This is a genomic window from Pseudomonas sp. FP2300, assembly GCF_030687595.1.
Taxonomy (GTDB): Bacteria; Pseudomonadota; Gammaproteobacteria; order Pseudomonadales; family Pseudomonadaceae; genus Aquipseudomonas; species Aquipseudomonas bijieensis.
This window is the reverse complement of record NZ_CP117440.1, coordinates 4,945,179-4,970,508: the sequence shown is the minus strand read 5'-3', so window position 1 is coordinate 4,970,508 and position 25,330 is coordinate 4,945,179. Positions and strand designations below refer to the sequence as shown.

Sequence of the window (25,330 nt, the reverse complement as noted above, 5' to 3'; positions counted from 1 at the left end):
TCCGACAATGCTTAAATGTGACCGGTCGGTTTGAGCCGCCATCCAACTCTCAGTTTCCTAGCGCCCCCAGGGGCGTCAATTTTTGACGACAAGATCATTAGGGGCTTTGTTTTCATGTCTGCTTCCCTCGCATTCGTCTTTCCAGGACAGGGCTCGCAGTCCCTCGGCATGCTGGCCGAGCTGGGCGCGCAATACCCGTTGATCCTCGAAACATTCAAAGAAGCTTCCGATGCGCTCGGCTATGACCTCTGGGCGCTGACCCAGCAAGGGCCGGAAGAGCGCCTCAATCAAACTGACAAAACCCAGCCGGCCATCCTGACCGCCTCGATCGCTCTGTGGCGCCTGTGGCTGGCTGAAGGCGGCGCGCGCCCGGCATTCGTCGCCGGTCACAGCCTGGGCGAATACAGCGCCCTCGTAGCCGCTGGCAGCCTGAGCCTGGGCGACGCGGTGAAACTGGTGGAGCGTCGTGGCCAGTTGATGCAGGAGGCTGTTCCGGCCGGACAGGGCGGCATGGCCGCGATCCTCGGCCTGGAAGACGCCGATGTGCTGGCCGCCTGTGCTGAAGCGGCGCAAGGCGATGTGGTCAGTGCGGTGAACTTCAACTCCCCGGGCCAGGTGGTCATCGCCGGTGCCAAGGCGGCTGTCGAGCGCGCCATCGAAGGTTGCAAGGCCCGTGGTGCCAAGCGCGCCATGCCGCTGCCGGTCAGCGTGCCGTCGCACTGCGAGCTGATGCGTCCGGCTGCCGAGCGCTTTGCCGAATCCATTGCCGCCATCGACTGGCAGGCCCCGCAGATTCCCGTGGTGCAGAACGTCAGCGCCAACGTGGCGCCGGATCTCGAGACCCTCAAGCGTGATCTGCTGGAGCAACTCTACAAGCCGGTTCGCTGGGTCGAATCGGTACAGACCCTGGCGGCCAAGGGCGCGATCGAACTGGTCGAATGCGGTCCTGGTAAAGTGCTGGCAGGCCTGAACAAACGCTGCGCCGAAGGCGTGTCGACTTCCAATCTCAACACCCCAGACGCCTTCGCTGCCGCCCGTGCAGCGCAGGCCTGAACAGGAGAAGCTTGCATGAGTCTGCAAGGTAAAGTTGCACTGGTGACCGGTGCAAGCCGTGGCATCGGCCAGGCCATTGCCCTGGAACTGGGTCGTCAAGGCGCCATCGTTGTTGGCACCGCGACTTCCGCTTCGGGCGCCGAGCGTATCGCTGCGACCCTGAAGGAAAATGGCATCCAGGGCACCGGTCTTGAGCTGAACGTCACCAGCGACGAATCCGTTGCGGCGGTGCTGGCAAGCATTCAGGAGCAGTTCGGTGCGCCGGCGATCCTGGTCAATAATGCCGGTATCACTCGCGATAACCTGATGATGCGCATGAAAGATGACGAATGGTTCGATGTGATCGACACCAACCTGAACAGTCTGTACCGGCTGTCCAAGGGCGTTTTGCGTGGCATGACCAAGGCCCGTTGGGGACGAATTATCAGTATTGGCTCGGTTGTGGGTGCCATGGGCAACGCAGGCCAAGTAAACTATGCTGCGGCGAAGGCCGGTCTGGAAGGTTTCAGCCGTGCGTTGGCGCGTGAAGTGGGTTCGCGCTCGATTACGGTAAACTCGGTCGCACCGGGTTTCATCGATACCGACATGACCCGCGAACTGCCAGAAGCACAGCGTGAAGCCTTGTTGACGCAGATTCCGCTGGGTCGTCTGGGGCAAGCTCAAGAAATCGCGTCCGTGGTCGCTTTTCTTGCGTCGGACGGTGCGGCATACGTGACCGGGGCTACAATCCCGGTAAACGGCGGGATGTACATGAGTTAAATGTGACGGATTGCTTCAAAAAAATGTCATACGAGCTGTCTAAAATCCGTTATAAAGCTGCAATCAATTTATAGACGGCGGGCCGCGGGGTCTGAGGAGTGAAGCTTTCGGTTGAAAAACCGAAAAGTTCTTCTATACACTTACCCACCGGCCAGCTGCCTGAATTTGTCCATTAGGAGTGAAAACAAGGTATGAGCACCATCGAAGAGCGCGTCAAGAAAATCGTTGCCGAGCAACTGGGCGTTAAAGAAGAAGAAGTTGTGAACACCGCTTCCTTCGTTGAAGACCTGGGTGCCGACTCCCTTGACACCGTTGAGCTGGTGATGGCTCTGGAAGAGGAATTCGAGACCGAGATTCCTGACGAAGAAGCTGAGAAGATCACTACTGTACAAGCTGCTATCGACTACGTTACCAGCCACCAGGCGTAATCGTTTTTAGTCGTCGCTAGCTGTCATGGAAAAACCGCACTGCCGTCACGGCGTGCGGTTTTTTCTTTAGGCCTGATGCAAAGTCGTCATTAGAAAAAGGAGAGTGCTGTGTCGCGTAGACGCGTCGTAGTCACCGGTATGGGTATGTTGTCGCCACTGGGCACGGATGTGCCGAGCAGTTGGCAGGGCATTCTGGCTGGCCGCAGTGGCATTGGTCTGATCGAACACACCGACCTTTCTGCCTATTCCACCCGTTTTGGCGGCTCGGTAAAGGGCTTCAATGTCGAGGAATACCTGTCGGTCAAGGAAGCCCGCAAGCTCGACCTGTTCATTCAATACGGCCTGGCAGCCGGTTTCCAGGCAGTGCGTAACGCTGGCCTGGAGGTCACCGACGCCAACCGTGAACGCATCGGCGTGGCCATGGGTTCGGGTATTGGCGGCTTGACCAATATCGAAGAAACCAGCCGCACGCTGCACGATTCGGGGCCGCGTCGGATTTCTCCGTTCTTCGTGCCGGGTTCGATCATCAACATGATTTCCGGTTTCCTGTCCATCCACCTGGGTGCCCAGGGACCCAACTACGCCATCGCCACGGCGTGCACCACTGGTACCCACTGCATCGGCATGGCCGCGCGCAACATCATGTACGACGAAGCCGACGTGATGATTGCCGGTGGCGCTGAAATGGCCGCTTGCGGCCTCGGCATGGGCGGTTTCGGCGCGTCCCGTGCGCTGTCGACCCGCAACGATGAGCCCGCCCGCGCGAGTCGGCCATGGGACAAGGGGCGCGATGGCTTCGTACTATCCGACGGTGCCGGTGCGCTGGTGCTCGAGGAGCTGGAACACGCCAAGGCCCGCGGCGCGACCATCTATGCCGAACTGATCGGCTTTGGCACCAGTGGCGATGCGTACCACATGACCTCGCCACCGGCCGATGGTGCCGGTGCGGCCCGTTGCATCGCCAATGCCTTGCGTGACGCGAAAATCAACGGCGAGCAGGTGCAGTACATCAACGCCCACGGCACTTCGACCCCGGCCGGCGACCTGGCCGAAGCCCAGGCGATCAAGACCGTGTTTGGCGAGCACGCGTACAAGCTGGCGGTCAGTTCGACCAAGTCCATGACCGGTCACCTGCTGGGTGCGGCAGGGGCGGTGGAAGCGATCTTCAGCGTCCTGGCGATCAACAGCCAGACGGCGCCGCCGACCATCAACCTCGATGAGCCGGACGAAGGCTGCGACCTGGACTTCGTGCCGCACACCGCCCGCAGCATGGATATCGATGTGGTGCTGTCCAACTCCTTCGGCTTTGGCGGGACCAACGGTTCGCTGGTGTTCCGCCGGTTCGCCGGTTGATGGAAAGCTGGGTCGACGGTCAGCCGGCCGACGTCCTGTCGCTGAAAGATCGCGGCCTGGCTTATGGCGATGGGTTGTTCGAGACCATCGCCGTGCACGACGGCGGGCCCGTGTTGCTGGACCGTCACCTGCAACGCCTGGAGACAGGCTGCCGGCGGTTGGCGCTCAATGTCGACATGAACGCGTTGAGCGCTGAGCTGAGTGCCTACGCCCGGGGGCTGGGTAACGGCGTGCTGAAGCTGATCGTGACCCGTGGCGACAGTCTGCGCGGTTATGCCGCTGATCCCTTGGCCATGGCCCGGCGCATCCTGCAGGGGAGTCCGCCGGCCGCTTATCCCGCGACCCATGCCGAACAAGGCATTCGCCTGTTTGCTTGTACCGTGCGCTTGTCCGAGCAGCCCTTGCTCGCCGGCCTCAAGCATCTCAATCGCCTTGAACAGGTGCTGGCCCGTGCCGAATGGGCCGACTCGGAACATGCCGAAGGCTTGATGCTGGATACGTCCGGACGGGTGATCGAGGGGGTGTTCAGCAACCTGTTCCTGGTGCGCGATGGCGTATTGTTCACGGCGGACTTGAGCCGTTGCGGCGTGGCCGGTGTAATGCGCGCGGAATTATTGTTTCAAGCCAAGTCCCAAGGCATCGCCACGCAAATCACGGACATCAGCCTCGAACAGTTGCACCAGGCCGATGAAGTCTTCGTCTGCAACAGCGTGTATGGCGTGTGGCCGGTACGTGGATGCGGTTCGGCGCGCTGGTCGGTTGGCCCGCTCACCCGTAAACTGCAGACCCTTGCCCGTGCGCTACTGGATGCTTGATTCGTGAGACGTAAATTCTTGCTGCTGCTGGAGACCGGCCTGGTCCTGGCAGGGCTGTTGTTGGGGGCTTCGGCCTGGAAGATCCATTCGGCGCTGCAACAGCCGCTGAACATCACCCAGGAAGAATTGCTGGACGTGCCCAACGGAACCACCCCGACCGGAACCCTCAAGCGCCTCGAAGCCGACGGCCTGATCAGGGACGCCTTCTGGCTGCGGATCTATTGGCGTTTCAATCTCGCTGACCAGCCGTTGCACTCCGGTGAGTATCGGATGGTGCCAGGCATGACGATGGAAGGCCTGATCGGTGTCTGGAAGCGCGGCGAAGTGGTGCAGTACAGCGTGACGCTGGTGGAAGGCTGGAATTTCCGCCAGGTGCGCGCAGCGTTGGCCAAGGATGAAAAGCTCCAGCAGACCCTCACCGACCTGAGCGACAGCCAGGTCATGGAGCGTATCGGCCACTCCGGAATATTTCCCGAAGGCCGGTTCTTCCCGGACACCTATCGCTTCGTGCGTGGCACCTCGGATGTCGATTTGCTGAAAAAAGCCTACGACCGCCTGGAAGACGTGCTCGCCAAGGAATGGGCGCAGCGTTCCGCCGATGTGCCTTACACCCAACCGTATCAAGCGCTGATCATGGCGTCCCTGGTGGAGAAGGAAACCGGCGTGCCCCAGGAGCGCGGGCAGATTGCCGGCGTCTTTGTGCGACGCATGCGCCTGGGCATGCTCCTGCAGACCGATCCCACGGTGATCTACGGCCTGGGCGAGCGCTACACTGGCAAACTGACTCGTGCCCATTTGAAAGAAGAAAATCCCTATAACACTTATCTGATTCCAGGCTTGCCGCCGACGCCGATTGCGATGGTGGGACGCGAGGCGATTCATGCGGCATTGAACCCGGCGTCGGGTAATAGCCTTTACTTCGTCGCGCGCGGTGATGGCAGCCACGTGTTTTCCGATGACCTGGAGTCGCACAACAATGCAGTGCGTGAATTCCAGCTCAAGCGCCGTGCCGATTACCGCTCCAGCCCGGCCCCGGCAACCCCGGACGAGCAGGCGCCGATCCCGGCGGCATCTCCCGATACGGCGCCTGAGGACGTGCCCCAGGTACCGCCCCAGCAACCTGCCCCTGAACCGAATGCCAGCGAGCCGCCGAGCTCGCAATGAACATTGATAAAGGATCGCCTGTGACTGGCTTGTTTATAACGCTGGAAGGCCCGGAAGGCGCCGGCAAGAGCACCAATCGCGAATACCTGGCCGAACGCCTGCGAGACGCCGGCCTCGAGGTGGTGTTGACCCGTGAGCCGGGCGGCACACCGTTGGCCGAGCGAATTCGCGAGGTGCTGCTGGCGCCCATTGAAGAAGTCATGAACCCCGACACCGAGCTGTTGCTGGTGTTCGCGGCCAGGGCACAGCATCTGGCCGAGGTGATTCGCCCGGCGCTGGCCCGTGGCGCCGTGGTGCTGTGCGACCGTTTCACCGATTCGACCTATGCCTACCAGGGTGGCGGTCGCGGTTTGTCCGTGGAGCGCATCGCCGCGTTGGAAGCCTTCGTCCAGGGTGACCTGCGGCCAGACCTGACCCTGGTGTTCGACCTGCCGGTGGAAATCGGCCTGGCCCGCGCCAGCGCCCGTGGCCGGCTGGATCGTTTCGAGCTTGAGGGCCAGGCTTTCTTCAACGCCGTGCGCAATGCCTTCCTGAGTCGCGCCAAGGCCGATCCGGCGCGTTACCTGTTGATCGATGCCGCGCAACCGCTGGCCCAGGTGCAACAATCCCTGGACGGCTTGCTGCCGCGTTTGCTGGAGCGTGTCCGTGGCTGAAGCCTATCCGTGGCAAGACGGTCTCTGGCAGCAATTGGCCGGTCGTGCCCAGCATGCCCATGCCTATCTGCTGCACGGACCGGTCGGCATCGGCAAGCGGGCACTGGCCGAGCGTCTGATGGCCAGTCTGCTTTGCCTGCGCCCGGGTGTCTCGAACGACGCCTGTGGCGAGTGCAAGTCATGCCTGCTGCTCAAGGCCGGCAGCCATCCCGACAATTACGTGCTGGAGCCGGAGGAGGCGGACAAGGCGATCAAGGTCGACCAGGTCCGGGATCTGGTCAGCTTCGTGGTCCAGACTTCACAGATGGGCGGGCGCAAGGTAGTACTGATCGAGCCGGTCGAGTCGATGAACATCAACGCCGCCAACGCCTTGCTCAAAAGTCTTGAAGAACCTTCCGGCGATACCGTGCTGTTGCTGGTCAGCCACCAGCCGAGCCGCTTGCTGCCGACCATCAAGAGTCGTTGCGTGCAGCAGGCCTGCCCGCTGCCGAGCGAGGCGATGAGTTTGCAGTGGCTGGCCCAGGCCTTGCCCGATAGTAGCGACGAAGAGCGTGTCGAGCTGCTGACCCTGGCGGCCGGCTCGCCCTTGGCGGCTGTCAGCCTTCAGGCCCAGGGCGTGCGTGAACAGCGGGCCCTGGTGGTGGATGGGGTAAAGAAACTGCTCAAGCAGCAGCAATCCCCCACGCAACTGGCCGAGGGCTGGAATGCGATCCCGTTGCTCCTGCTGTTTGACTGGTTCTGCGACTGGTCGAGCCTGATCCTGCGTTACCAACTGACCGAGGATGAGGCCGGCCTGGGGTTGGCGGACATGCGCAAGGTCATCCAGTACCTGGCGCAAAAAAGCAGCCAGGATAAAATCTTGAACATTCAGGACTGGATTCTTGCCCAACGTCAGAAGGTGCTAGGCAAGGCGAACCTCAATCGGGTGCTATTGCTCGAGGCGCTGTTGGTGCAGTGGGCGAGTTTGCCTGGTCGAAACTGACAGGTACTGCCTAAACTCAGCTCAATCGCAGCGGAGATCAGCATGAACGAACCTGTCAGTCCCGGGCCACGCAACGGCATCCTGTCTTTGACCATCAAGGACAAGTCGGTGCTTTACGCCGCCTATATGCCCTTTATCAAGAACGGTGGCCTGTTCATTCCGACCAACAAGAATTATCGCTTGGGCGATGAAGTGTTCATGCTCTTGAGCCTGATGGATGAAGCGGAAAAGATCCCGGTCGCCGGCAAGGTGATCTGGATGACGCCCAAAGGCGCCCAGGGCAACCGGGCCGCTGGCGTTGGCGTGCAGTTCAACGACGGCGACAATTCGGCTCGCAATCAGATCGAAACCCACTTGGCCGGCTCCCTGAAGTCCGACCGTCCCACCCATACGATGTAGCCCAGCCCTTTATGCTTGTAGATTCCCATTGTCACCTTGACCGTCTCGACCTCGCTGCCCACGGCGGCTCCCTGGATGCTGCGCTGGACGCGGCCCGCCAACGGGGTGTCGGTCACTTCCTGTGCATCGGCGTCAGCGCCGACAACGCCGCCGACGTCAAGGCACTGGCCGAACGTTATGCCGATGTCGATTGCTCGGTCGGTGTCCACCCGCTGGATGTCCAGCCAGACGCCGCGCCGGCGCTCGATTGGTTGTTGCGTGAGCTCGACCATCCACGGGTTGTCGCCATTGGTGAAACCGGCCTTGACTATCACTACGAGCCGGAAGCCGCCGACGTGCAGCAGGCGTCGTTCCGGCTGCACCTGGAGGCCGCCCGGCAAACCGGCAAGCCGGTGATCATCCATACCCGTGGCGCCCGGGCCGACACCCTGGCCTTGCTGCGTGATGCCGCGCTGCCCCAGGCCGGGGTGCTGCATTGCTTCACTGAAGACTGGGACATGGCCAAGGCAGCACTGGACATGGGCTATTACATTTCCTTGTCCGGGATTGTCACGTTCCGCAATGCCGATGCATTGCGCGATGTCGCCAGCAAAGTGCCGGCTGATCGATTGTTGGTGGAAACCGATTCGCCTTACCTGGCGCCCATTCCCTATCGAGGCAAGCCGAATCTTCCGCAATACGTACGGGAAGTGGCGGAGTTCCTGGCGATGCTGCGCGGCGAGTCCTACGAGCGGTTTGCCGAGCAGACGACGGAAAATTTTAAGCAATTGTTTCCGCTGGCTCACGTCCGGCCGGTGCAAGCCTGAATTCCATGCAAAAAAAACCCGGGTTCTGGGGGGTGAATCCGGGTTAAGACCATTAGGAGTAAAACAAAGGCACGCGGTCCGTTGGTACCTTTATCAGCGCGTCACTTGGGGGAGATGTCGCGCCGACAGTTGAAGTATTGATCAGTATGCCAACGCGTCCAGTCGGGCCGGGGTGGTTTTTAAACAAATTTGGAATACGCTCGCTTCGGATAAGTTCTCACTGTCGTCAAAGCGCGCAGGCGCGGTACATTGGCGTGGGAAACGGCGGGCCGGGTGTGTACGGTTTTGTGAAGAACAGTGGCCGAGAGCGGATGATCCGTGCATTTTTGCGTAAGTTAGGCATAATACCCGGCTTCGAATTTTGACCCTTCAGACCTTTTTCTTATGCACAAAGAACCCCGTAAGGTCCGTGAGTTTCGCCGCCGCGAGCAGGAAATTCTCGACACCGCGCTCAAGTTGTTCCTCGACCAGGGTGAAGACAGTGTCACCGTCGAGATGATTGCGGATGCCGTGGGTATCGGCAAAGGCACGATTTATAAACATTTCAAATCCAAGGCGGAGATCTACCTGCGCCTGATGCTCGATTACGAGCGCGACTTGAACGAGCTGCTGCATTCGGCGGATGTGGACAAGGACAAGGAAGCCCTGTCGCGGGCCTACTTCGAGTTCCGCATGCGTGACCCGCAGCGCTACCGCTTGTTCGACCGCCTGGAAGAAAAGGTGGTCAAGGGCAACCAGGTGCCGGAGATGGTCGAGGAACTGCACAAGATCCGCGCCTCGAACTTCGAACGCCTGACCCAGCTGATCAAAGGCCGGATCAGCGAAGGCAAGCTCGAAGACGTGCCGCCTTACTTCCATTACTGCGCAGCCTGGGCGTTGGTGCACGGCGCGGTGGCGCTGTATCACTCACCGTTCTGGAGCAATGTGCTGGAAGACCAGGAAGGCTTCTTCCAGTTCCTGATGGACATTGGCGTGCGCATGGGCAACAAGCGCAAGCGCGATACCGACGTCCCGAGTAGCTGATTGGCCGCACAGGCCAAGACATTCAGCTGTCTTATTGCGCCATGTCCGCTTACATGGCGCAGTGCCCCAGTAATATACTCAGGCTTGGGTCTTGCGAAATCTTGATTTAGAGGTCAAGTTTCACAGGTCCGATTCTTCTTTCGCCGGAGTGATCCATGATCGTTGACCGTCAAGGCAGGCGTTTCCGCAATTTGCGGATCAGCCTGACTTCTGCCTGCAATTACGCCTGTACCTACTGCGTGCCTGATGGCAAGCGGTTGGTGGCTGCGCAGGATGAACTGTCAGCCGAAGCCATGGCACGCGGCGTAGCCTATTTGATCGAGGCCGCCGGAATCGAGCGGCTGCGCATCACTGGCGGTGAGCCGCTGGTCAGCCCCAAGCTCGAACGTTTCATGACGGCGGTGGGACAGATGGGGCTGGAAGACATCAGCCTGACCACCAACGGTCAGTTGCTGGCGAAAAAACTGCCTTTGCTGGTAGACGCTGGCATTCGCCGGATCAACGTTTCCCTTGACACCCTGGACCCCGCTGCGTTTCGCAGTATCGCCCGTGGCGGCGACCTGGCGACCGTGCTCGACGGCATGGAACAGGCCCGGGCCACCGGGATGAAGATCAAGGTCAACATGGTGCCGTTGCGCGGGCAGAACCTGGATCAGGTGATGCCGTTGCTCGAATACTGCCTGGAACGTGGCTATGAGTTGCGTTTCATCGAGTTGATGCGCATGGGCCACCTGGCCAGCGACTCCAACGCATTCCTGCAGCAGTTCGTCAGCCTCCAGCAACTGCTCAGCCTGATCGGCGATCAGTACGAATACCTGCAAGCCGACGCACCGGTGGATGCCACGGCGGTGCGTTATGAGATACCGGGGCTGGGGCACTTTGGTGTGATCGCCAATGAAAGCGTGCCTTTTTGCCGTACCTGCTCCCGGCTGCGGCTGTCCTCGACGGGTTGGCTGCATGGCTGCCTGTCTTCGAGTAACCGACACTTTGTCGGCGATCTACTGGACAAACCGCGGCATCAGGCCTTGCCAGCCCTTCAGCGCTTGCTGGTCAAGGCGTTGGGGGACAAGCAGGAAGTGGCGTTCTCCGGCGGCGCGACCATCATGAAAATCATCGGCGGCTGAGCGAAATACCTAACTGCATGCAGTGATTCCCGTGGCGAGGGAGCTTGCTCCCGCTGGGTAGCGAAGCGGCCCCTTGGGAATTTTACGACTGCTTCGCAGCCGAGCGGGAGCAAGCTCCCTCGCCACAGGAGCAGCCACTGAAAATCCAACCGATCCCAAGGACTGGCGCAAAAGCTGCATCCCACGACCATTCGCCGGTTTTCCGACACCGGTTTTTGGAGGGTAGGATGCGTAGCCTGGTTTTGCTGCTGGCCGTTTTGGTGCTTGGCGGTTGCATGAATGTCAGCGACATGGGAGAGGGCGTTCGTTATCACATGAGCGATGCCGGCCTGCTGGACCATAGCGACAGCCGTCGTATAAACAACCTGCGTATCCAGCCAGACTCGTTCATCTACATTGCCCAGGGAGCCTTCGCTCCGCCAGGCAGCGCCTATCCGCGTCCCAATGTCGTGGCCGAGGAAGCCTTCAATGGCTTCATCGAATATTTCCCCATGGTCCGTCGCGCCCGTACTCCCGAAGGCCTCGACCAGGCCATGGGTGAAGCCCGTTCCGCCGGTGCCCATTACCTGCTGTACACCCGGTTCGCCAAGGCCGACAACCGCATCGGCAACACTGACGAATGGCAAGATGAGGAAGCCGTGGATCGCCTGGGTGTCGATACCAGCGTGATTCAAATCATGTTGATCGAGACCAGCACTCAGTATTTGATTGATACTGCACGTATCAAGAGTCGTGGCGGTTTACTGACGTTGCACGACAAGCAGCCACAAGACCTCATCGCCACGCCTTTGCGTGAATATGCCCGCAGCCTGCTGGGGATGAGCGACGAGTAACTAAGGAGTCACCATGAGCGGACCGCAAAAAGCCAATGACTTGCTGGGACAGATCCCCAAGACCAAAGGCCTGCCACCGGTCCACTTGTGGAATCCCGACTTCTGCGGCGACATCGACATGCGCATCGCCCGGGACGGTACCTGGTACTACCTGGGCACGCCCATTGGGCGAAAGCCGATGGTCAAGCTGTTCTCCACCATCATCCGCCGCGACGGCGATGATTACTTCCTGATTACCCCTGTGGAAAAAGTCGGCATCAAGGTCGATGACGCGCCGTTCGTGGCCGTGACCCTCGAGGTCGAAGGGCACGGGGAAGGGCAGTTGTTGCGCTTTACCACCAATGTCGAGGAAACCACCGAGGCCGGTGTCGAGCACCCGTTGCGGGTGGTGATCGACCCCCAGACCCAGGAGCCAGCGCCCTACGTGCATGTGCGCAGCAATCTGGAAGCGCTGATCCATCGCAATGTGTTCTACCAACTGGTGGAACTGGCGGTCAGTCGCGATATCGATGGGCAGCGTTGGTTGGGCGTGTGGAGCGGCGGAGAGTTTTTCCCCATAGGCCTGGAACCCTGATCCTCTGTGGGAGCGAGCCTGCTCGCGATGATGGCAGCACAGTCAACCCGGCCTTAACTGACCCACCGCTATCGCGAGCAGGCTCGCTCCCACAGGAGTGAAGCCGTAAAATTCAAATTGACACCCAATCATATGATGATTAGCGTGGGCCTCCAATAAGAGTGGCCCGCGGGGTTTTCATGTCCAGCAGTTTTCATGCGTCGACCGTCGATTGGCTGGGCAGTTGGATAGCCGCCGGCCAGGTCAAGCCTGGGCAGACCATCAAGGTCGAGGCGGACTTGGGCGAGCAACTGGGCGTCAGTCGCACGGTGATTCGCGAGGCGATCAAGACCTTGGTCGCCAAGGGCATGCTGGAAGTCGGGCCGAAAGTCGGCACGCGGGTGTTGCCGGTGCGACGCTGGAACCTGTTCGATCCCCAAGTGGTGGGCTGGTTGTCACGCAGCGGCCTGCCGGAAAACTTTGTCGATGACTTGCTGGACCTGCGCCGTACCATCGAGCCGATGGCAGTGCGCTGGGCGTGCGAGCGGGCCACCGCCGATCAGGTGCAGGCGATCCGCCTGGCTTACCATGCGCTGGAGCGGGCGGTGGACAGCGGCGCCGATTACAACCGCGCCGACCAGTTTTTCCACGAGTGCATCCTCGCCGCCAGCCATAATCAATTCATCGAACAAATGGTCCCGGCCCTGGGGGCGCTGCTTGCGGTGTCGTTCGAGGTGTCGGCGGCCGACCCGGATGAGCTGCGCCGTACCTTGCCCATCCACAAGGACATCGCCGACGCCATCGCCGCCCGTGACGCGGCGCGGGGTGTCTGGGCCTGCATGACCCTGATCGATAACGCCGACCTGGCAATCAAACGCTTTTACCCCAATGTCATGGCTGGTCGAACAGACGCCGCCGGGCAAGTCGGGAACAGGAGGTTTCAATGAAGTGGACGGCTGTGACGGAACACCGGGCGAAATTGGGCGAGGGGCCCTTCTGGGACGAGCCGACCCAGGCATTGTACTGGGTTGATATCGCCGGCAAGCAGGCACTGCGGTTGATCGGCGCCAATGTTGATATCTGGCAGATGCCCGAGCATGTGTCCGCCTTCATACCGACCCAAAATGGCGACGCCTTGGTGACCCTGAGCAGCGGTGTCTACCGCCTTGATCTTGATTCGCCGGGCCTGGAGCCGCGCCTGACGCTGTTGTGCATGGCCGATCCCCAGCCAGGCAATCGTGCCAACGAGGCCCGTTGCGACGCCCTGGGCCAGCTCTGGCTCGGCACGATGCAGAACAACATCGGTGCCGAAGGCGAGGACTTGCCGATCGAGCACCGGTCCGGCGGCCTTTTTCGCGTCGGGAGTGATGGCCGTGTCCTGCCCCTGTTGCGCGGGCTGGGTATTCCGAACACCTTGGTCTGGAGCCCCGATGGCACCACGGTGTATTTCGGCGACAGCCTGGATGGCACGTTGTATCGGCACTTTATCTACCCGGAAGGCAACCTGGCGCCTGCCGAGGTCTGGTTCGGTCCACACCCGCGTGGCGGTCCGGATGGCTCGGCAATGGATGCCCGGGGATACATCTGGAACGCCCGCTGGGACGGCAGTTGCCTGTTGCGCCTGAACCCGGATGGCCAGGTCGATCGGGTGATCGAACTGCCCGTCAGCCGCCCGACCAGTTGTGTGTTCGGCGGTGAAGACCTCAAGACGTTGTACATCACCAGCGCCGCGAGCCCGTTGGGTCATCCGCTGGACGGTGCGCTGCTGTCGATGCGTGTCGATGTGCCCGGCGTGGCGTGTACACGGTTTGCAGGCTAAATCCCAAAATATGGGATGTAAATATATATATTGAGATTGTTTGGCGGCCGGGTTTATAGTCGGCTCCATCGGCAATACGCACTCACACTAAAAAAACAAAACAGGTGAAGTGATGCAACGATCTTTCCCCGTACGCCCCGGTGGCGTACGCCGGCCACTGTTCTTACAAGCGCCTTTGCGCCGGTCATCCGTGGATGCCCGGTTTTTGTCGTGCCCGCGTACAGGAGTCTTGAACCATGGCTGAGCCCTTGGTCTTGCCACCTGTGCCGGAGCCACCGAAGGGTGAGCGCCTGAAAGACAAGGTCGTGTTGTTGACCGGTGCAGCCCAAGGCATCGGCGAGGCCATCGTCGCCGCGTTCGCGTCGCAACAGGCTCGACTGGTGATCAGTGATATCCAGGCGCAGAAGGTCGAGGCGGTGGCGGCTCATTGGCGGGAGCGCGGGGCCGATGTGCAAGCGCTGCAGGCCGATGTGTCGAAGCAGCAGGACTTGCAGGCCATGGCCCGTCGCGCCGTCGAGCTGCACGGGCGCATCGATGTGTTGGTCAACTGCGCTGGCGTCAATGTCTTCCGTGACCCGCTGGAAATGACCGAAGAAGACTGGCGTCGCTGCTTCGCCATCGACCTGGATGGCGCCTGGTACGGCTGCAAGGCGGTATTGCCACAGATGATCGAGCAGGGCGTGGGCAGCATCATCAATATTGCCTCGGTCCATTCGTCCCACATCATTCCCGGCTGTTTCCCGTACCCGGTGGCCAAGCATGGCCTGCTCGGCCTGACCCGCGCCCTGGGCATCGAATACGCGCCCAAAGGGGTACGCGTCAACGCCATCGCCCCGGGGTATATCGAAACCCAACTGAACGTCGACTACTGGAACGGCTTCGCCGATCCCCATGCCGAACGTCAGCGTGCGCTGGACCTGCACCCGCCACGACGCGTCGGGCAACCGATCGAAGTGGCAATGACAGCCGTGTTCCTGGCCAGTGACGAAGCACCGTTTATCAATGCCTCATGCATCACCATCGATGGGGGACGTTCGGTCATGTATCACGACTGAATATTTCCGGATTGCAGTCGGAAACTTCGCCTGTAATCCAATCATCATACGATATGACTATTTAGACCTATGCTGTGTAGCAACTTGATGTAACCGCCCAGCCTGCGCATTTCCACCGACGGTGGAGCAGAACCCTGGACGTTTGGCTTTCAATAAAAAAAACAAGGAGTCAGCTATGAATCATCGTCGTGGGATCCGTTCCCTGTGTCGCGCCGCCCTGGCGGTTACCGCGGTCAGCCTCAGCAGCAGCTTGCTGGCAGCTGATCCCGTAAAAATCGGTTTCCTGGTCAAGCAGGCCGAGGAGCCTTGGTTCCAGACCGAATGGGCGTTCGCCGAGAAGGCGAGCAAGGACAAGGGCTTCGAATTGATCAAGATCGCCGTGCCTGACGGCGAGAAAACCCTCTCGGCCATCGACAGCCTGGCCGCCAACGGCGCCAAGGGCTTTGTGATCTGCCCGCCGGACGTGTCCCTCGGCCCGGCCATCATGGCCAAGGCCAAGCTCAACGATCTCAAGGTGATTGCCGTGGACGACCGCTTCGTCGACGCCAGCGGCAAGTTCATGGAAGACGTGCCGTACCTGGGCATGGCCGCGTTCGAAGTGGGCCAGAAGCAGGGCGCCGCCATGGCTGCTGAAGCGAAAAAGCGTAACTGGGATTGGAAAGATACCTACGCGGTGATCAACACCTTCAACGAGCTGGACACCGGCAAGAAGCGCACCGACGGTTCGGTCGATGCCCTGAAGAAGGCCGGGATGCCGGCAGACCACATCCTTTATTCCGCGCTGAAGACCCTCGACGTACCCGGCAGCATGGACTCCACCAACTCGGCCTTGGTGAAGCTGCCAAGCGCCGCGAAGAATCTGATCATCGGCGGCATGAACGACAACACCGTGCTGGGCGGCGTACGCGCCACCGAAGCGGCCGGCTTCAAGGCCGACAACGTGATCGGCATTGGTATCAACGGTACCGACGCCATCGGTGAGCTGAAAAAACCGAAAAGCGGCTTCTTCGGTTCGATGCTGCCAAGCCCGCACATCGAAGGCTACAAGACCGCCGAAATGATGTACGAGTGGATCACCACCGGCAAGGAACCGCCGAAGTACACCGCGATGGACGAGGTGACGCTGATCACCCGGGAGAACTTCAAGCAGGAGCTGGAAAAGATCGGCCTGTGGAATTGACGGTCGGTTGATTCAAAAGCGACCCCGGTTACCTGAGTGACCGGGATCGCTTGATCTCTGTGAGTTCGAGGTGGTTATGCAAGCGCAAACAGCGACACGGCAACACAACATCGGCGGCAGCTTGCGATTCAACGGGATCGGCAAGTCCTTTCCCGGCGTGCAGGCGCTGGCCAATATCAGTTTCGTTGCCCATCCGGGGCAGGTCCATGCCTTGATGGGTGAAAACGGCGCCGGCAAGTCCACGTTGCTGAAGATCCTCGGTGGTGCCTACATCCCGAGCAGCGGTGACCTGCAGATCGGCGAACAGACGATGGCCTTCAAGGGCACCGCTGACAGCATCGCCAGCGGTGTGGCGGTGATTCACCAGGAGCTGCACCTGGTGCCGGAAATGACCGTCGCGGAAAACCTGTTTCTCGGCCATTTGCCGGCACGTTTCGGCCTGGTCAACCGTGGTGTGCTACGCCAGCAGGCGCTGACACTGCTCAAGGGCCTGGCCGACGAAATCGACCCGCAGGAAAAAGTCGGTCGCCTGTCCCTCGGCCAGCGCCAATTGGTGGAGATCGCCAAGGCCTTGTCCCGGGGCGCCCACGTCATTGCCTTCGACGAACCCACCAGTAGCCTGTCGGCCCGTGAAATCGACCGTTTGATGGCGATCATCGCCCGCCTGCGAGACGAGGGCAAAGTGGTGTTGTACGTCAGCCACCGCATGGAAGAGGTGTTCCGTATCTGCAATGCAGTGACGGTATTCAAGGACGGTCGTTATGTCCGCACCTTCGAAAACATGAGCGAGTTGACCCATGATCAGCTCGTCACCTGCATGGTCGGCCGCGATATCCAGGACATCTATGATTACCGTCCTCGGGAGCGCGGCGATGTGGCGCTGCAAGTCAAGAACCTGTTGGGGCCGGGCTTGCGCGAACCGGTGAGTTTCCAGGTGCACAAGGGCGAGATCCTCGGCTTGTTCGGTCTGGTCGGCGCCGGTCGTACCGAGCTGTTGCGTTTGCTCAGTGGCCTGGAGCGTCAGCGCGAGGGAAGCCTCGTGCTGCACGGCAAGGAACTGAAACTGCGTTCACCCCGCGATGCCATCGCCGCGGGCGTGCTGCTCTGCCCGGAAGATCGCAAGAAGGAAGGCATCATCCCGTTGGGCAGCGTGGGCGAGAACATCAACATCAGTGCGCGCCCGGCTCATTCCGCCCTTGGCTGCCTGTTGCGCGGTGATTGGGAGCGGGGCAACGCTGACAAGCAGATCAAGTCGCTGAAAGTGAAGACCCCGGCGGCCAGCCAGAAAATCATGTACCTGTCCGGCGGTAACCAGCAGAAGGCGATTCTCGGTCGCTGGCTGTCGATGCCGATGAAAGTCCTGCTGCTGGACGAACCGACCCGTGGCATCGACATCGGCGCCAAGGCGGAGATCTACCAGATTATCCACAACCTGGCGGCCGAGGGCATCGCGGTGATCGTGGTGTCCAGCGACCTGATGGAAGTGATGGGCATTTCCGACCGAGTCCTGGTCCTGTGCGAAGGGGCCATGCGCGGCGAGCTGCCGCGTGACCAGGCCAACGAATCCAACCTGCTGCAACTGGCGCTGCCGCGCCAACGCGTTGCCGACGCGGCGAACTGAGAGGTAAATCATGACCATTCAAAACAATGCACTGCCAACGGCACGCAAACCCCTGGACTTGCGCCGTTTCCTGGACGACTGGGTCATGCTGCTGGCGGCCATCGGCATCTTCGTGCTCTGCACCCTGATGATCGATAACTTCCTGTCGCCGCTGAACATGCGTGGCCTGGGCCTGGCGATTTCCACCACCGGCATCGCGGCCTGCACCATGTTGTATTGCCTGGCGTCCGGGCACTTCGATTTGTCGGTCGGTTCGGTGATTGCTTGTGCCGGCGTGGTCGCGGCGGTGGTGATGCGCGACACCAACAGCGTATTCCTCGGTGTCAGCGCTGCGCTGGTGATGGGGCTGATCGTCGGCCTGATCAATGGCATCGTCATCGCCAAGCTGCGGGTCAACGCCTTGATCACCACCCTGGCGACCATGCAGATCGTCCGGGGCCTGGCCTATATCTTCGCCAACGGCAAAGCGGTGGGTGTGTCCCAGGAATCGTTTTTCGTATTCGGCAACGGCCAATTGTTCGGCGTGCCGGTGCCGATCCTGATCACCATCGCCTGCTTCCTGTTTTTCGGCTGGCTGCTGAACTACACCACCTATGGGCGCAACACCATGGCCATCGGTGGCAACCAGGAAGCGGCGTTGTTGGCAGGGGTGAACGTTGATCGCACCAAGATCATCATCTTCGCCGTGCATGGCGTGATCGGCGCCCTGGCCGGAGTGATCCTGGCGTCGCGCATGACCTCGGGCCAGCCGATGATTGGCCAGGGCTTCGAGCTGACCGTGATCTCGGCCTGCGTGCTGGGCGGGGTGTCGTTGAGCGGTGGTATCGGCATGATTCGCCATGTCATTGCGGGCGTGCTGATTCTGGCGATCATTGAAAACGCGATGAACCTGAAGAACATCGACACCTTCTACCAATACGTTATCCGCGGCTCGATCCTGTTGCTGGCGGTGGTGATTGACCGCTTGAAACAACGCTGAAACCTGCGCCAACCGAGCCGGCCGCCATCGCGAGCAGGCTCGCTCCCACAGGTCTTTGTGTCAGAGCCCAGAACCTCAGCACAGCACAGACCCCATGTGGGAGCGAGCTTGCTCGCGATAGCGTCCTCCCTGACGCGAACACTCACCCCGCCTTGCGCAACGCTTCGACCAACTCCTGCTTACGCATCTTCGAACGCCCGGGAATGTTCTTCGCCCGGGCTTCTTTCATCAGGTTATCCACAGTCTGGGCTTCATGAGAGGCCGTGCTGGTGCGCGGATGACCTTCGCGTGTCTTGGCTGCGCGGCGGGCCGATTCCTTACGGTCGGTCTTCTTCTCTGCGGCCGGTTTTGCCTTGCCCGAACCGCCGGAGCGCTCACCCCCGCCGGATTGCTTGTTCACCGTCGCCCACGCGCGAGCCTCGGCCTTGTCCTCGGACAGGCCCTTCTTCTCGTAACTCTCTTCGATGTGTTCGGCCTTGCGCTTTTGCTCGGCGGTGTATTTGTCTTTGCTTCCACGAGGCATGGGATGTTCCTCCTCAAATATCTAAGCAGAGGCTATTGGCTGGCGGCGCCACCTTCGGAACCCGAACCTCCGGTCGTGGTTTTCGAGCCCACGCCGGTACCTGCGTTGTCGGGGGTGGTGGAGTCAGGCGTATTCATTCCACCCTGGCGTCCCATGTCATTGCCCTGTACGCGCGGATCGGTGCCAGTGGCGGGAGGCTGGCCATTGTTCAGGTCCCCAATGCCGTCGGTATTCAACTTGGGCATGCCTTCGGTCGCGGGAGAGTTGGGTGGCTGCACCGGATCGGTCGGCCCGGTGCCAGCGGTGGATGCCGCGAAAGCTACCGAGGACAGCAGCGTGGCGAATGTGAATGCAGTCAGCCTTGAAGTGATCATGGTGTCGCCTCCATTTTTAGAATGCTTGCCTGATCTTGGGCTGCACTGGATTTGGGTTGGTGCCTGGGGCGCGACGAATGGCGCTTTTGAAGGTGGGTTCGTGTCGCGATCAAATAGTTCGATCGATATGTGACGAGCGGCACGTGGCGGCTTAGTATGGCGCTTTCAATTGGCTACAAGGCCTGTTCATGTCCATCGAGATCCGTCCTGCGCAACCCAGCGATGCGCCTCAAATCCTTGCCTTCATCACCGAGTTGGCCGATTACGAAAAGGCCCGCCACGAAGTCATCGCCAGTGTGGCCGACATCGAGCGCAGCCTGTTCAGCGAGGGCGCGACCGCCCACGGGCTGATCTGCTTGCGTGACGGCGTGCCGATTGGTTTCGCGGTGTTTTTCTTCAGTTACTCCACCTGGCTGGGCAGCAACTGCCTGTACCTCGAAGACTTGTACATCACCCCTGAACAGCGCGGTGGCGGTGCAGGGAAGACGCTGTTGCGCCACCTGGCGAAGATCGCCTGCGACAACGACTGCGGTCGCTTCGAGTGGAGCGTGCTGGACTGGAACACCCCGGCCATCGACTTCTACAAATCCCTCGGCGCGCAACCCCAGGAAGAATGGGTGCGCTACCGAATGGACGGCAAGGTGCTCCGGGATTTCGCCCAAGGCAATTGAGCGTCTCAGGAGTACGCGTCGCCAGCGTACTCGGCAAACCCCGGCCGTTGTTCGAGTCGCTTGCAATAGGCGGCCACGGCCGGGTAGTCAGGACGCTCCATGGGCGTCTGGCGCCAACGGTGGACGGACAGGCCGATGAGCACATCCGCAAGGGAAAATTTCGTACCGGCCACGTAGGCGCCGGTGCGGTTCAACTGCTGTTCGAGCAAACCCATCTTCTGGTTCCAGCCTTTGATGCCAGCGGCGATGCGCTGCGGGTCCTGGAAGTCCGGATTCTTGCGCACCAAGGCGTGGAAGGCGTAGCCCCATGACGGGTTGAGTTCCGTGGCCTGCCAATCCATCCACTGTTCGATGCGTGCTCGGGCGGCAGGTTCGACAGGCAGCAGGTCGCCGGCCCCATGTTTGCCCACCAGGTAACGGCAAATGGTATTGGACTCCCAGAGCACGCCATTCTCATCAATGATTACCGGCACCTGGGCATTGGGATTCAAGGCCAGGAACGCCGGGTCCTGGGTCGAGGCAAAGCCGATGCCCCAGTCTTCGCGCTCGAAGGCGATCTCCAGTTCCTGACAGGTCCACAGCACTTTTCTGACGTTGATTGAAGAAGTGCGGCCGAGGATTTTCAACTGTTGTCCCATCACTTTGTCCCTGAGTTTTTTGGCGTCCGGGCAGAAACGTAGCAGGGTCTTGGGCGGATGGCGATTGGCTTTGTTGTTGATGTACTAAATCCCAATATGTGGGAGTGATATTTATATATTGAGATTTTATTGCGCTCAGGTTTATAGTCCGTCTCACTCACTGCCAAAAAACAGAACAGGTGAAACGGATGCAGGCGCAATTGATTGCGCTCGATTGGGGGACCACCTCATTACGGGCTTACAAACTCGCCGCCGGGGGCGAGGTGCTCGAACAGCGTTCGCTGTCATCGGGGATCATGCAGTTGCCCTCCGGGCCACGAACCCTGGCTGGCCAGGTGTGCATCGACGGCTTCGAATTGGCCTTCGATGAGGCCTGTGGCGATTGGCTCAATGCTCAGCCGGGCCTGCCTGTCATAGCCTGCGGTATGGTCGGCAGCGCCCAGGGCTGGCGCGAAGCACCCTACTGCGACACGCCCGCCAACGTCGCCAATCTCGGACATTCCCTACAAACCGTTCGTAGTCTTCGCGGTGTCGATGTGCACATCGTACCCGGCGTGATCCAGCGTTCACGGCTGCCCAACGTCATGCGCGGCGAAGAGACCCAGGTGCTCGGCGCCTTGCATAACCTGCCGGACGGAGCGGTGCTGATCGGCCTGCCCGGCAGCCACTCGAAATGGGTGGAAGTGGCCGATGGTTGCATCGTGCATTTCGACACCTTCATGACCGGCGAGATCTTCGCCGTGCTCAGTGACCACAGCATTCTCGGCCGCACCCAGCAGCGCGGCGCGACGTTCGACGGCCAGGCCTTCGATCGCGGCGTGCAGGTGGCGTTGTCGGTGGACGGCGAGATCGGTCCGTTGTCCACCGTGTTCAGCGCCCGCAGCCTGGGCTTGACCGGCGAACTCGCTGCCAGCGCCCAGGCGGACTATCTCTCTGGCCTGTTGATCGGCCATGAACTGACGGCGCTGGCTACCGTGCAGCGTCGGCGACGCGACAGCATCCACTTGCCCGCCGTGGTGTTGATCGGCAATTCCCAACTCTGCGCCCGTTATCAACGGGCTCTCGACGCCTGCGGTTTCGCCCGGGTGACCCTGGCCGAACAGGCCACCGAACGTGGTTTGTGGCAACTGGCCGTGGCGGCCGGGCTGCTCGATTCCACCGCATCGCGTTAAACCTGACTGGAGGTCTGACATGCTCACACAAGCACTGGCACACAACGGGCTGATCGCGATCCTGCGTGGTCTGCGTCCCGAAGAGGCGGCGGCCATCGGCGAAGTCCTGTACGGCGCCGGATTTCGCGTCATCGAAGTACCGCTCAATTCCCCCGAGCCGTACGAAAGTATCCGCATCCTGCGCAGTACCTTGCCCGCCGATTGCCTGATCGGTGCCGGCACCGTGCTGACGCCGGAACAGGTCGAGCAGGTGAAAGCCGCTGGCGGACAAGTGATCGTCATGCCCCACAGCGATCCGAAGGTGCTGCGTGCGGCGAAAGCGGCGGGCTTGTATCTGTCGCCAGGCGTCGCCACGCCCACCGAAGCCTTTGCCGCACTGGCCGAAGGCGCCCACGTGCTGAAGATGTTTCCCGCCGAGCAAATGGGCCCGGCGGTGGTCAAGGCCTGGCTCGCGGTGCTGCCGGCCGGGACCGTGCTGGTGCCGGTGGGCGGGATCACGCCGGACAACATGGCGGTGTTCGTCGAGGCCGGGGTCAAGGGTTTCGGCCTCGGTTCCGGGCTGTTCAAGCCAGGCCTGACGGCAGATGAGGTGGCGGTGCGCGCCAAGGCCTACGTGGCCGCGTGGAATGCCTTGAACTGAAGACTTTTCCAGCGCCCCGGGCGCTGCATCTGACAAGAGAGACAACAAGATGAAAATCACCAAACTGACCACGTTTATCGTTCCGCCGCGCTGGTGCTTCCTCAAGGTCGAAACCGACGAGGGCGTGACCGGTTGGGGCGAGCCCGTGGTTGAAGGCCGTGCCCACACGGTGGCGGCGGCCGTCGAAGAACTGTCTGACTACTTGATCGGCAAAGACCCACGCAACATTGAAGACATCTGGACCGTACTGTATCGCGGCGGCTTCTACCGCGGTGGGGCGATCCACATGAGTGCCCTGGCCGGTATCGACCAAGCGTTGTGGGACATCAAGGGCAAGGCCTTGGGTGTGTCGGTCAGCGATTTGCTCGGTGGCCAGGTGCGCGACAAGATCCGCGTGTATTCGTGGATCGGCGGCGACCGACCGGCGGACACCGCTCGCGCGGCGAAAGAGGCGGTGGCGCGGGGTTTCACGGCGGTGAAAATGAATGGTACCGAAGAGCTGCAATTTCTCGACACGTTTGAAAAGGTCGACCTGGCCCTGGCCAACGTCGCGGCGGTGCGGGACGCGGTGGGGCCGAACGTCGGCATTGGCGTGGACTTCCACGGTCGGGTGCACAAGCCGATGGCCAAGGTGTTGATGAAGGAGCTCGATCCCTACAAGCTGATGTTCATCGAAGAGCCAGTGCTCAGCGAAAACTACGAAGCCCTCAAGGAATTGGCGCCGCTGACCAGCACCCCGATTGCCCTGGGCGAGCGGTTGTTCTCGCGCTGGGACTTCAAGCGCGTACTCAGCGAAGGCTACGTGGACATCATCCAACCGGATGCATCCCACGCCGGCGGTATCACCGAAACCCGCAAGATCGCCAACATGGCCGAGGCCTACGACGTGGCGCTGGCCCTGCACTGCCCGCTGGGCCCCATTGCCCTGGCGGCGTGCCTGCAACTGGACGCGGTCTGCTACAACGCGTTCATCCAGGAGCAGAGCCTGGGCATCCACTACAACGAGAGCAACGACCTGCTGGATTACATCAAGGATCCACAGGTGTTCGACTACGACAAAGGCTTCGTGAAAATCCCCAATGGCCCGGGCCTGGGTATCGAGATCAACGAGGAATACGTCATCGAACGCGCGGCTATCGGCCATCGCTGGCGCAACCCGATCTGGCGCCATGCCGATGGCAGTTTTGCCGAGTGGTGAGTCACGCCTGATCCACCCGGTTCCCCTGTGGGAGCGAGCCTGCTCGCGATGGTGTGTCAATTGGCTTATGGGTGACTGACCCACTGCTATCGCGAGCAGGCTCGCTCCCACAGGTTGATCTCCGTAGACAGGGAGATCCTTCTCGGTATGCCCGTTTCCTCAATAAACATAAAAAGAGGCACCTCACATGCAAGCGCACACCCTGAGCGCGCAAGCGTCGTTGGTGACGCCCAGCCGCAAGCGTTTTTTCATCATGGTCCTGCTGTTCATCACCGTGGTGATCAATTACCTGGACCGCAGTAACCTCTCGATTGCCGCGCCCGCACTGACCAGTGACCTGGGCATCGACCCGATCCACGTCGGGCTGATTTTCTCGGCGTTCGGCTGGACCTACGCGGCCATGCAGATCCCTGGTGGCTGGCTGGTGGACCGAGTACCGCCACGCATTCTTTACAGCGTGGCGCTGCTGTTGTGGTCGGTGGCCACGGTGATGCTTGGCTTCGCCGCCAGTTTCATCGCGCTGTTCGTGCTGCGCATGGCGGTCGGTGCTCTGGAAGCGCCGGCTTATCCGATCAACAGCCGCGTGGTCACTACCTGGTTCCCTGAACGTGAGCGGGCCACGGCCATCGGTTTCTACACCTCCGGGCAGTTCGTCGGATTGGCTTTCCTGACGCCGGTGTTGGCCTGGCTGCAACACGCCTTCGGCTGGCACATGGTGTTTGTCGCCACGGGCGCGGTGGGCATTATCTGGGCGGCGATCTGGTACGCGGTGTATCGCGAGCCACGGGATTTCAAAGGCGCCAACGCCGCTGAAATCGAACTGATCCGCGAAGGCGGTGGGTTGGTGGATATCCAGGCCGATACCGCCAAGGCCAAGGCGAAATTCAGCTGGACCGACCTGGGTATTGTCCTGACCCAACGCAAGTTGTGGGGCATTTACCTGGGGCAGTTCTGCCTCAACTCCACGCTGTGGTTTTTCCTGACCTGGTTCCCGACCTACCTGGTGAAATATCGCGGCATGGACTTCATCAAGTCCGGCCTTTTGGCATCGCTGCCATTTCTCGCGGCGTTTGTCGGCGTGCTGTGTTCCGGGTTCTTTTCCGACTGGCTGATTCGTCGTGGCAGCAGCGTGGGGTTCGCGCGCAAGCTGCCGATCATTGGCGGATTACTGATCTCCACATCGATCATCGGTGCCAACTTTGTCGAGTCGACGCCTCTGGTCATCGCCTTCCTGGCCCTGGCGTTCTTCGGCAACGGCCTGGCGTCGATCACCTGGTCGCTGGTCTCGACACTGGCGCCGGCGCGACTGCTCGGGTTGACCGGTGGGGTGTTCAACTTCATCGGTAACCTGGCGGCCATCGCCACGCCTATCGTCATTGGCTTCCTTGCCAGCGGCGATTCGTTTGCCCCGGCCATCACCTATATCTCCGTGCTGGCATTGGTGGGGGCGCTGTCCTACATCTTGCTGGTGGGGAAGGTCGAGCGCATCGAGTTGTAGTCCGACGGGGCGGGCGA

Annotated in this window: 28 protein-coding genes; 25 read left to right on the top strand and 3 right to left on the bottom strand. The window is 60.9% G+C overall.

The features are described 5' to 3' along the window. Positions 1-114 precede the first annotated feature (114 nt). The 20 genes from fabD (at position 115) to araH (ending at position 18,599) form a co-directional block, all read left to right on the top strand. The gene (gene fabD / locus PSH86_RS21880) at positions 115-1,053 is read left to right on the top strand and encodes an ACP S-malonyltransferase (protein WP_109754386.1); all 939 of its coding nucleotides are present in this window, start codon (positions 115-117) and stop codon (positions 1,051-1,053) included. 15 nt (positions 1,054-1,068) lie between these two features. Continuing rightward, positions 1,069-1,812, top strand: a complete 744-nt coding sequence (fabG, locus tag PSH86_RS21875; RefSeq protein WP_109754385.1) for a 3-oxoacyl-ACP reductase FabG — start codon at positions 1,069-1,071, stop codon at positions 1,810-1,812. Between the two features lie 191 nt (positions 1,813-2,003). Next, positions 2,004-2,240 carry an acyl carrier protein gene (gene acpP / locus PSH86_RS21870; protein ID WP_003175607.1) on the top strand — a complete coding sequence of 79 codons (237 nt, stop codon included), beginning with the start codon at positions 2,004-2,006 and terminating at the stop codon, positions 2,238-2,240. 108 nt (positions 2,241-2,348) lie between these two features. Continuing rightward, positions 2,349-3,593 (top strand): beta-ketoacyl-ACP synthase II, encoded by a 1,245-nt coding sequence (gene fabF, locus PSH86_RS21865; protein WP_109754384.1) that lies wholly within the window; start codon positions 2,349-2,351, stop codon positions 3,591-3,593. Further along, positions 3,593-4,408: an aminodeoxychorismate lyase gene (pabC, locus tag PSH86_RS21860; RefSeq protein ID WP_249015398.1), complete on the top strand. Its 816-nt coding sequence runs from the start codon at positions 3,593-3,595 to the stop codon at positions 4,406-4,408. The genes fabF and pabC overlap by 1 nt, the downstream gene beginning before the upstream one ends. 3 nt (positions 4,409-4,411) lie before the next feature. Beyond that, positions 4,412-5,572: an endolytic transglycosylase MltG gene (gene mltG, locus PSH86_RS21855; protein ID WP_116833142.1), complete on the top strand. Its 1,161-nt coding sequence runs from the start codon at positions 4,412-4,414 to the stop codon at positions 5,570-5,572. A 20-nt stretch (positions 5,573-5,592) separates the two neighbouring features. Next, a complete protein-coding gene (gene tmk / locus PSH86_RS21850; RefSeq protein ID WP_163857473.1) occupies positions 5,593-6,225 on the top strand; it encodes a dTMP kinase in 633 nt (210 codons plus the stop codon). Then, entirely contained in the window at positions 6,218-7,207 is a 990-nt protein-coding gene (locus PSH86_RS21845; protein ID WP_109754380.1) for a DNA polymerase III subunit delta', read from the top strand. Before tmk ends, PSH86_RS21845 begins: the two co-directional genes overlap by 8 nt. A 42-nt stretch (positions 7,208-7,249) precedes the next feature. Continuing rightward, positions 7,250-7,606, top strand: coding sequence for a PilZ domain-containing protein (locus PSH86_RS21840; RefSeq protein ID WP_109754379.1), 357 nt, complete (start codon positions 7,250-7,252; stop codon positions 7,604-7,606). A gap of 11 nt (positions 7,607-7,617) precedes the next feature. Continuing rightward, positions 7,618-8,412, top strand: a complete 795-nt coding sequence (locus tag PSH86_RS21835) for a TatD family hydrolase (RefSeq protein WP_109754378.1) — start codon at positions 7,618-7,620, stop codon at positions 8,410-8,412. Positions 8,413-8,796: 384 nt separating this feature from the next. After that, positions 8,797-9,435, top strand: a complete 639-nt coding sequence (locus tag PSH86_RS21830) for a TetR/AcrR family transcriptional regulator (RefSeq protein WP_109754377.1) — start codon at positions 8,797-8,799, stop codon at positions 9,433-9,435. Positions 9,436-9,590: 155 nt separating this feature from the next. Then, positions 9,591-10,559, top strand: coding sequence for a GTP 3',8-cyclase MoaA (locus PSH86_RS21825; protein ID WP_014339493.1), 969 nt, complete (start codon positions 9,591-9,593; stop codon positions 10,557-10,559). 227 nt (positions 10,560-10,786) lie between these two features. Then, positions 10,787-11,392 carry a DUF4823 domain-containing protein gene (locus PSH86_RS21820; RefSeq protein WP_109754376.1) on the top strand — a complete coding sequence of 202 codons (606 nt, stop codon included), beginning with the start codon at positions 10,787-10,789 and terminating at the stop codon, positions 11,390-11,392. Positions 11,393-11,405: 13 nt separating this feature from the next. Continuing rightward, a complete protein-coding gene (locus tag PSH86_RS21815; protein WP_163857476.1) occupies positions 11,406-11,966 on the top strand; it encodes a DUF1285 domain-containing protein in 561 nt (186 codons plus the stop codon). A 179-nt stretch (positions 11,967-12,145) separates the two neighbouring features. Continuing rightward, entirely contained in the window at positions 12,146-12,892 is a 747-nt protein-coding gene (locus PSH86_RS21810) for a FadR/GntR family transcriptional regulator (RefSeq protein ID WP_109754374.1), read from the top strand. Further along, entirely contained in the window at positions 12,889-13,764 is an 876-nt protein-coding gene (locus tag PSH86_RS21805; RefSeq protein ID WP_176689323.1) for an SMP-30/gluconolactonase/LRE family protein, read from the top strand. The genes PSH86_RS21810 and PSH86_RS21805 overlap by 4 nt, the downstream gene beginning before the upstream one ends. 236 nt (positions 13,765-14,000) lie before the next feature. Continuing rightward, positions 14,001-14,819: an SDR family oxidoreductase gene (locus PSH86_RS21800; RefSeq protein ID WP_053186253.1), complete on the top strand. Its 819-nt coding sequence runs from the start codon at positions 14,001-14,003 to the stop codon at positions 14,817-14,819. A gap of 175 nt (positions 14,820-14,994) precedes the next feature. Then, positions 14,995-15,999: a substrate-binding domain-containing protein gene (locus PSH86_RS21795; RefSeq protein WP_109754372.1), complete on the top strand. Its 1,005-nt coding sequence runs from the start codon at positions 14,995-14,997 to the stop codon at positions 15,997-15,999. 76 nt (positions 16,000-16,075) lie between these two features. Further along, positions 16,076-17,620, top strand: a complete 1,545-nt coding sequence (araG, locus tag PSH86_RS21790; RefSeq protein WP_305484840.1) for an L-arabinose ABC transporter ATP-binding protein AraG — start codon at positions 16,076-16,078, stop codon at positions 17,618-17,620. Between the two features lie 10 nt (positions 17,621-17,630). Further along, complete coding sequence (gene araH, locus PSH86_RS21785; protein ID WP_003204223.1) at positions 17,631-18,599, top strand: L-arabinose ABC transporter permease AraH; 969 nt, start codon at positions 17,631-17,633, stop codon at positions 18,597-18,599. A gap of 142 nt (positions 18,600-18,741) precedes the next feature. Here araH and PSH86_RS21780 read toward each other — a convergent pair whose 3' ends face one another. Then, positions 18,742-19,122, bottom strand: a complete 381-nt coding sequence (locus PSH86_RS21780) for a Rho termination factor N-terminal domain-containing protein (protein ID WP_163857481.1) — start codon at positions 19,120-19,122, stop codon at positions 18,742-18,744. 32 nt (positions 19,123-19,154) lie between these two features. After that, on the bottom strand, positions 19,155-19,496 hold the full coding sequence (locus PSH86_RS21775; protein ID WP_305484836.1) for a hypothetical protein: 342 nt from the start codon (positions 19,494-19,496) through the stop codon (positions 19,155-19,157). 188 nt (positions 19,497-19,684) lie between these two features. Here PSH86_RS21775 and PSH86_RS21770 point away from each other — a divergent pair, with 188 nt between their 5' ends. Further along, on the top strand, positions 19,685-20,167 hold the full coding sequence (locus tag PSH86_RS21770) for a GNAT family N-acetyltransferase (protein WP_109754368.1): 483 nt from the start codon (positions 19,685-19,687) through the stop codon (positions 20,165-20,167). Between the two features lie 5 nt (positions 20,168-20,172). Here the strand turns inward: PSH86_RS21770 and PSH86_RS21765 are convergent, their stop codons facing one another. Further along, a complete protein-coding gene (locus tag PSH86_RS21765; RefSeq protein ID WP_109754367.1) occupies positions 20,173-20,805 on the bottom strand; it encodes a glutathione S-transferase family protein in 633 nt (210 codons plus the stop codon). 188 nt (positions 20,806-20,993) lie between these two features. On the opposite strand from PSH86_RS21765, the gene PSH86_RS21760 reads away from it, so the two are divergent. The 4 genes from PSH86_RS21760 to PSH86_RS21745 all read left to right on the top strand — a co-directional run bounded on the left by PSH86_RS21760 (position 20,994) and on the right by PSH86_RS21745 (position 25,313). After that, positions 20,994-21,977: a 2-dehydro-3-deoxygalactonokinase gene (locus PSH86_RS21760; protein ID WP_249015395.1), complete on the top strand. Its 984-nt coding sequence runs from the start codon at positions 20,994-20,996 to the stop codon at positions 21,975-21,977. 19 nt (positions 21,978-21,996) lie between these two features. Then, positions 21,997-22,617, top strand: a complete 621-nt coding sequence (locus PSH86_RS21755) for a 2-dehydro-3-deoxy-6-phosphogalactonate aldolase (protein ID WP_047228220.1) — start codon at positions 21,997-21,999, stop codon at positions 22,615-22,617. Between the two features lie 49 nt (positions 22,618-22,666). Then, entirely contained in the window at positions 22,667-23,815 is a 1,149-nt protein-coding gene (gene dgoD, locus PSH86_RS21750; RefSeq protein ID WP_003179439.1) for a galactonate dehydratase, read from the top strand. 187 nt (positions 23,816-24,002) lie between these two features. Further along, complete coding sequence (locus tag PSH86_RS21745) at positions 24,003-25,313, top strand: MFS transporter (RefSeq protein ID WP_109754365.1); 1,311 nt, start codon at positions 24,003-24,005, stop codon at positions 25,311-25,313. Positions 25,314-25,330 lie beyond the last annotated feature (17 nt).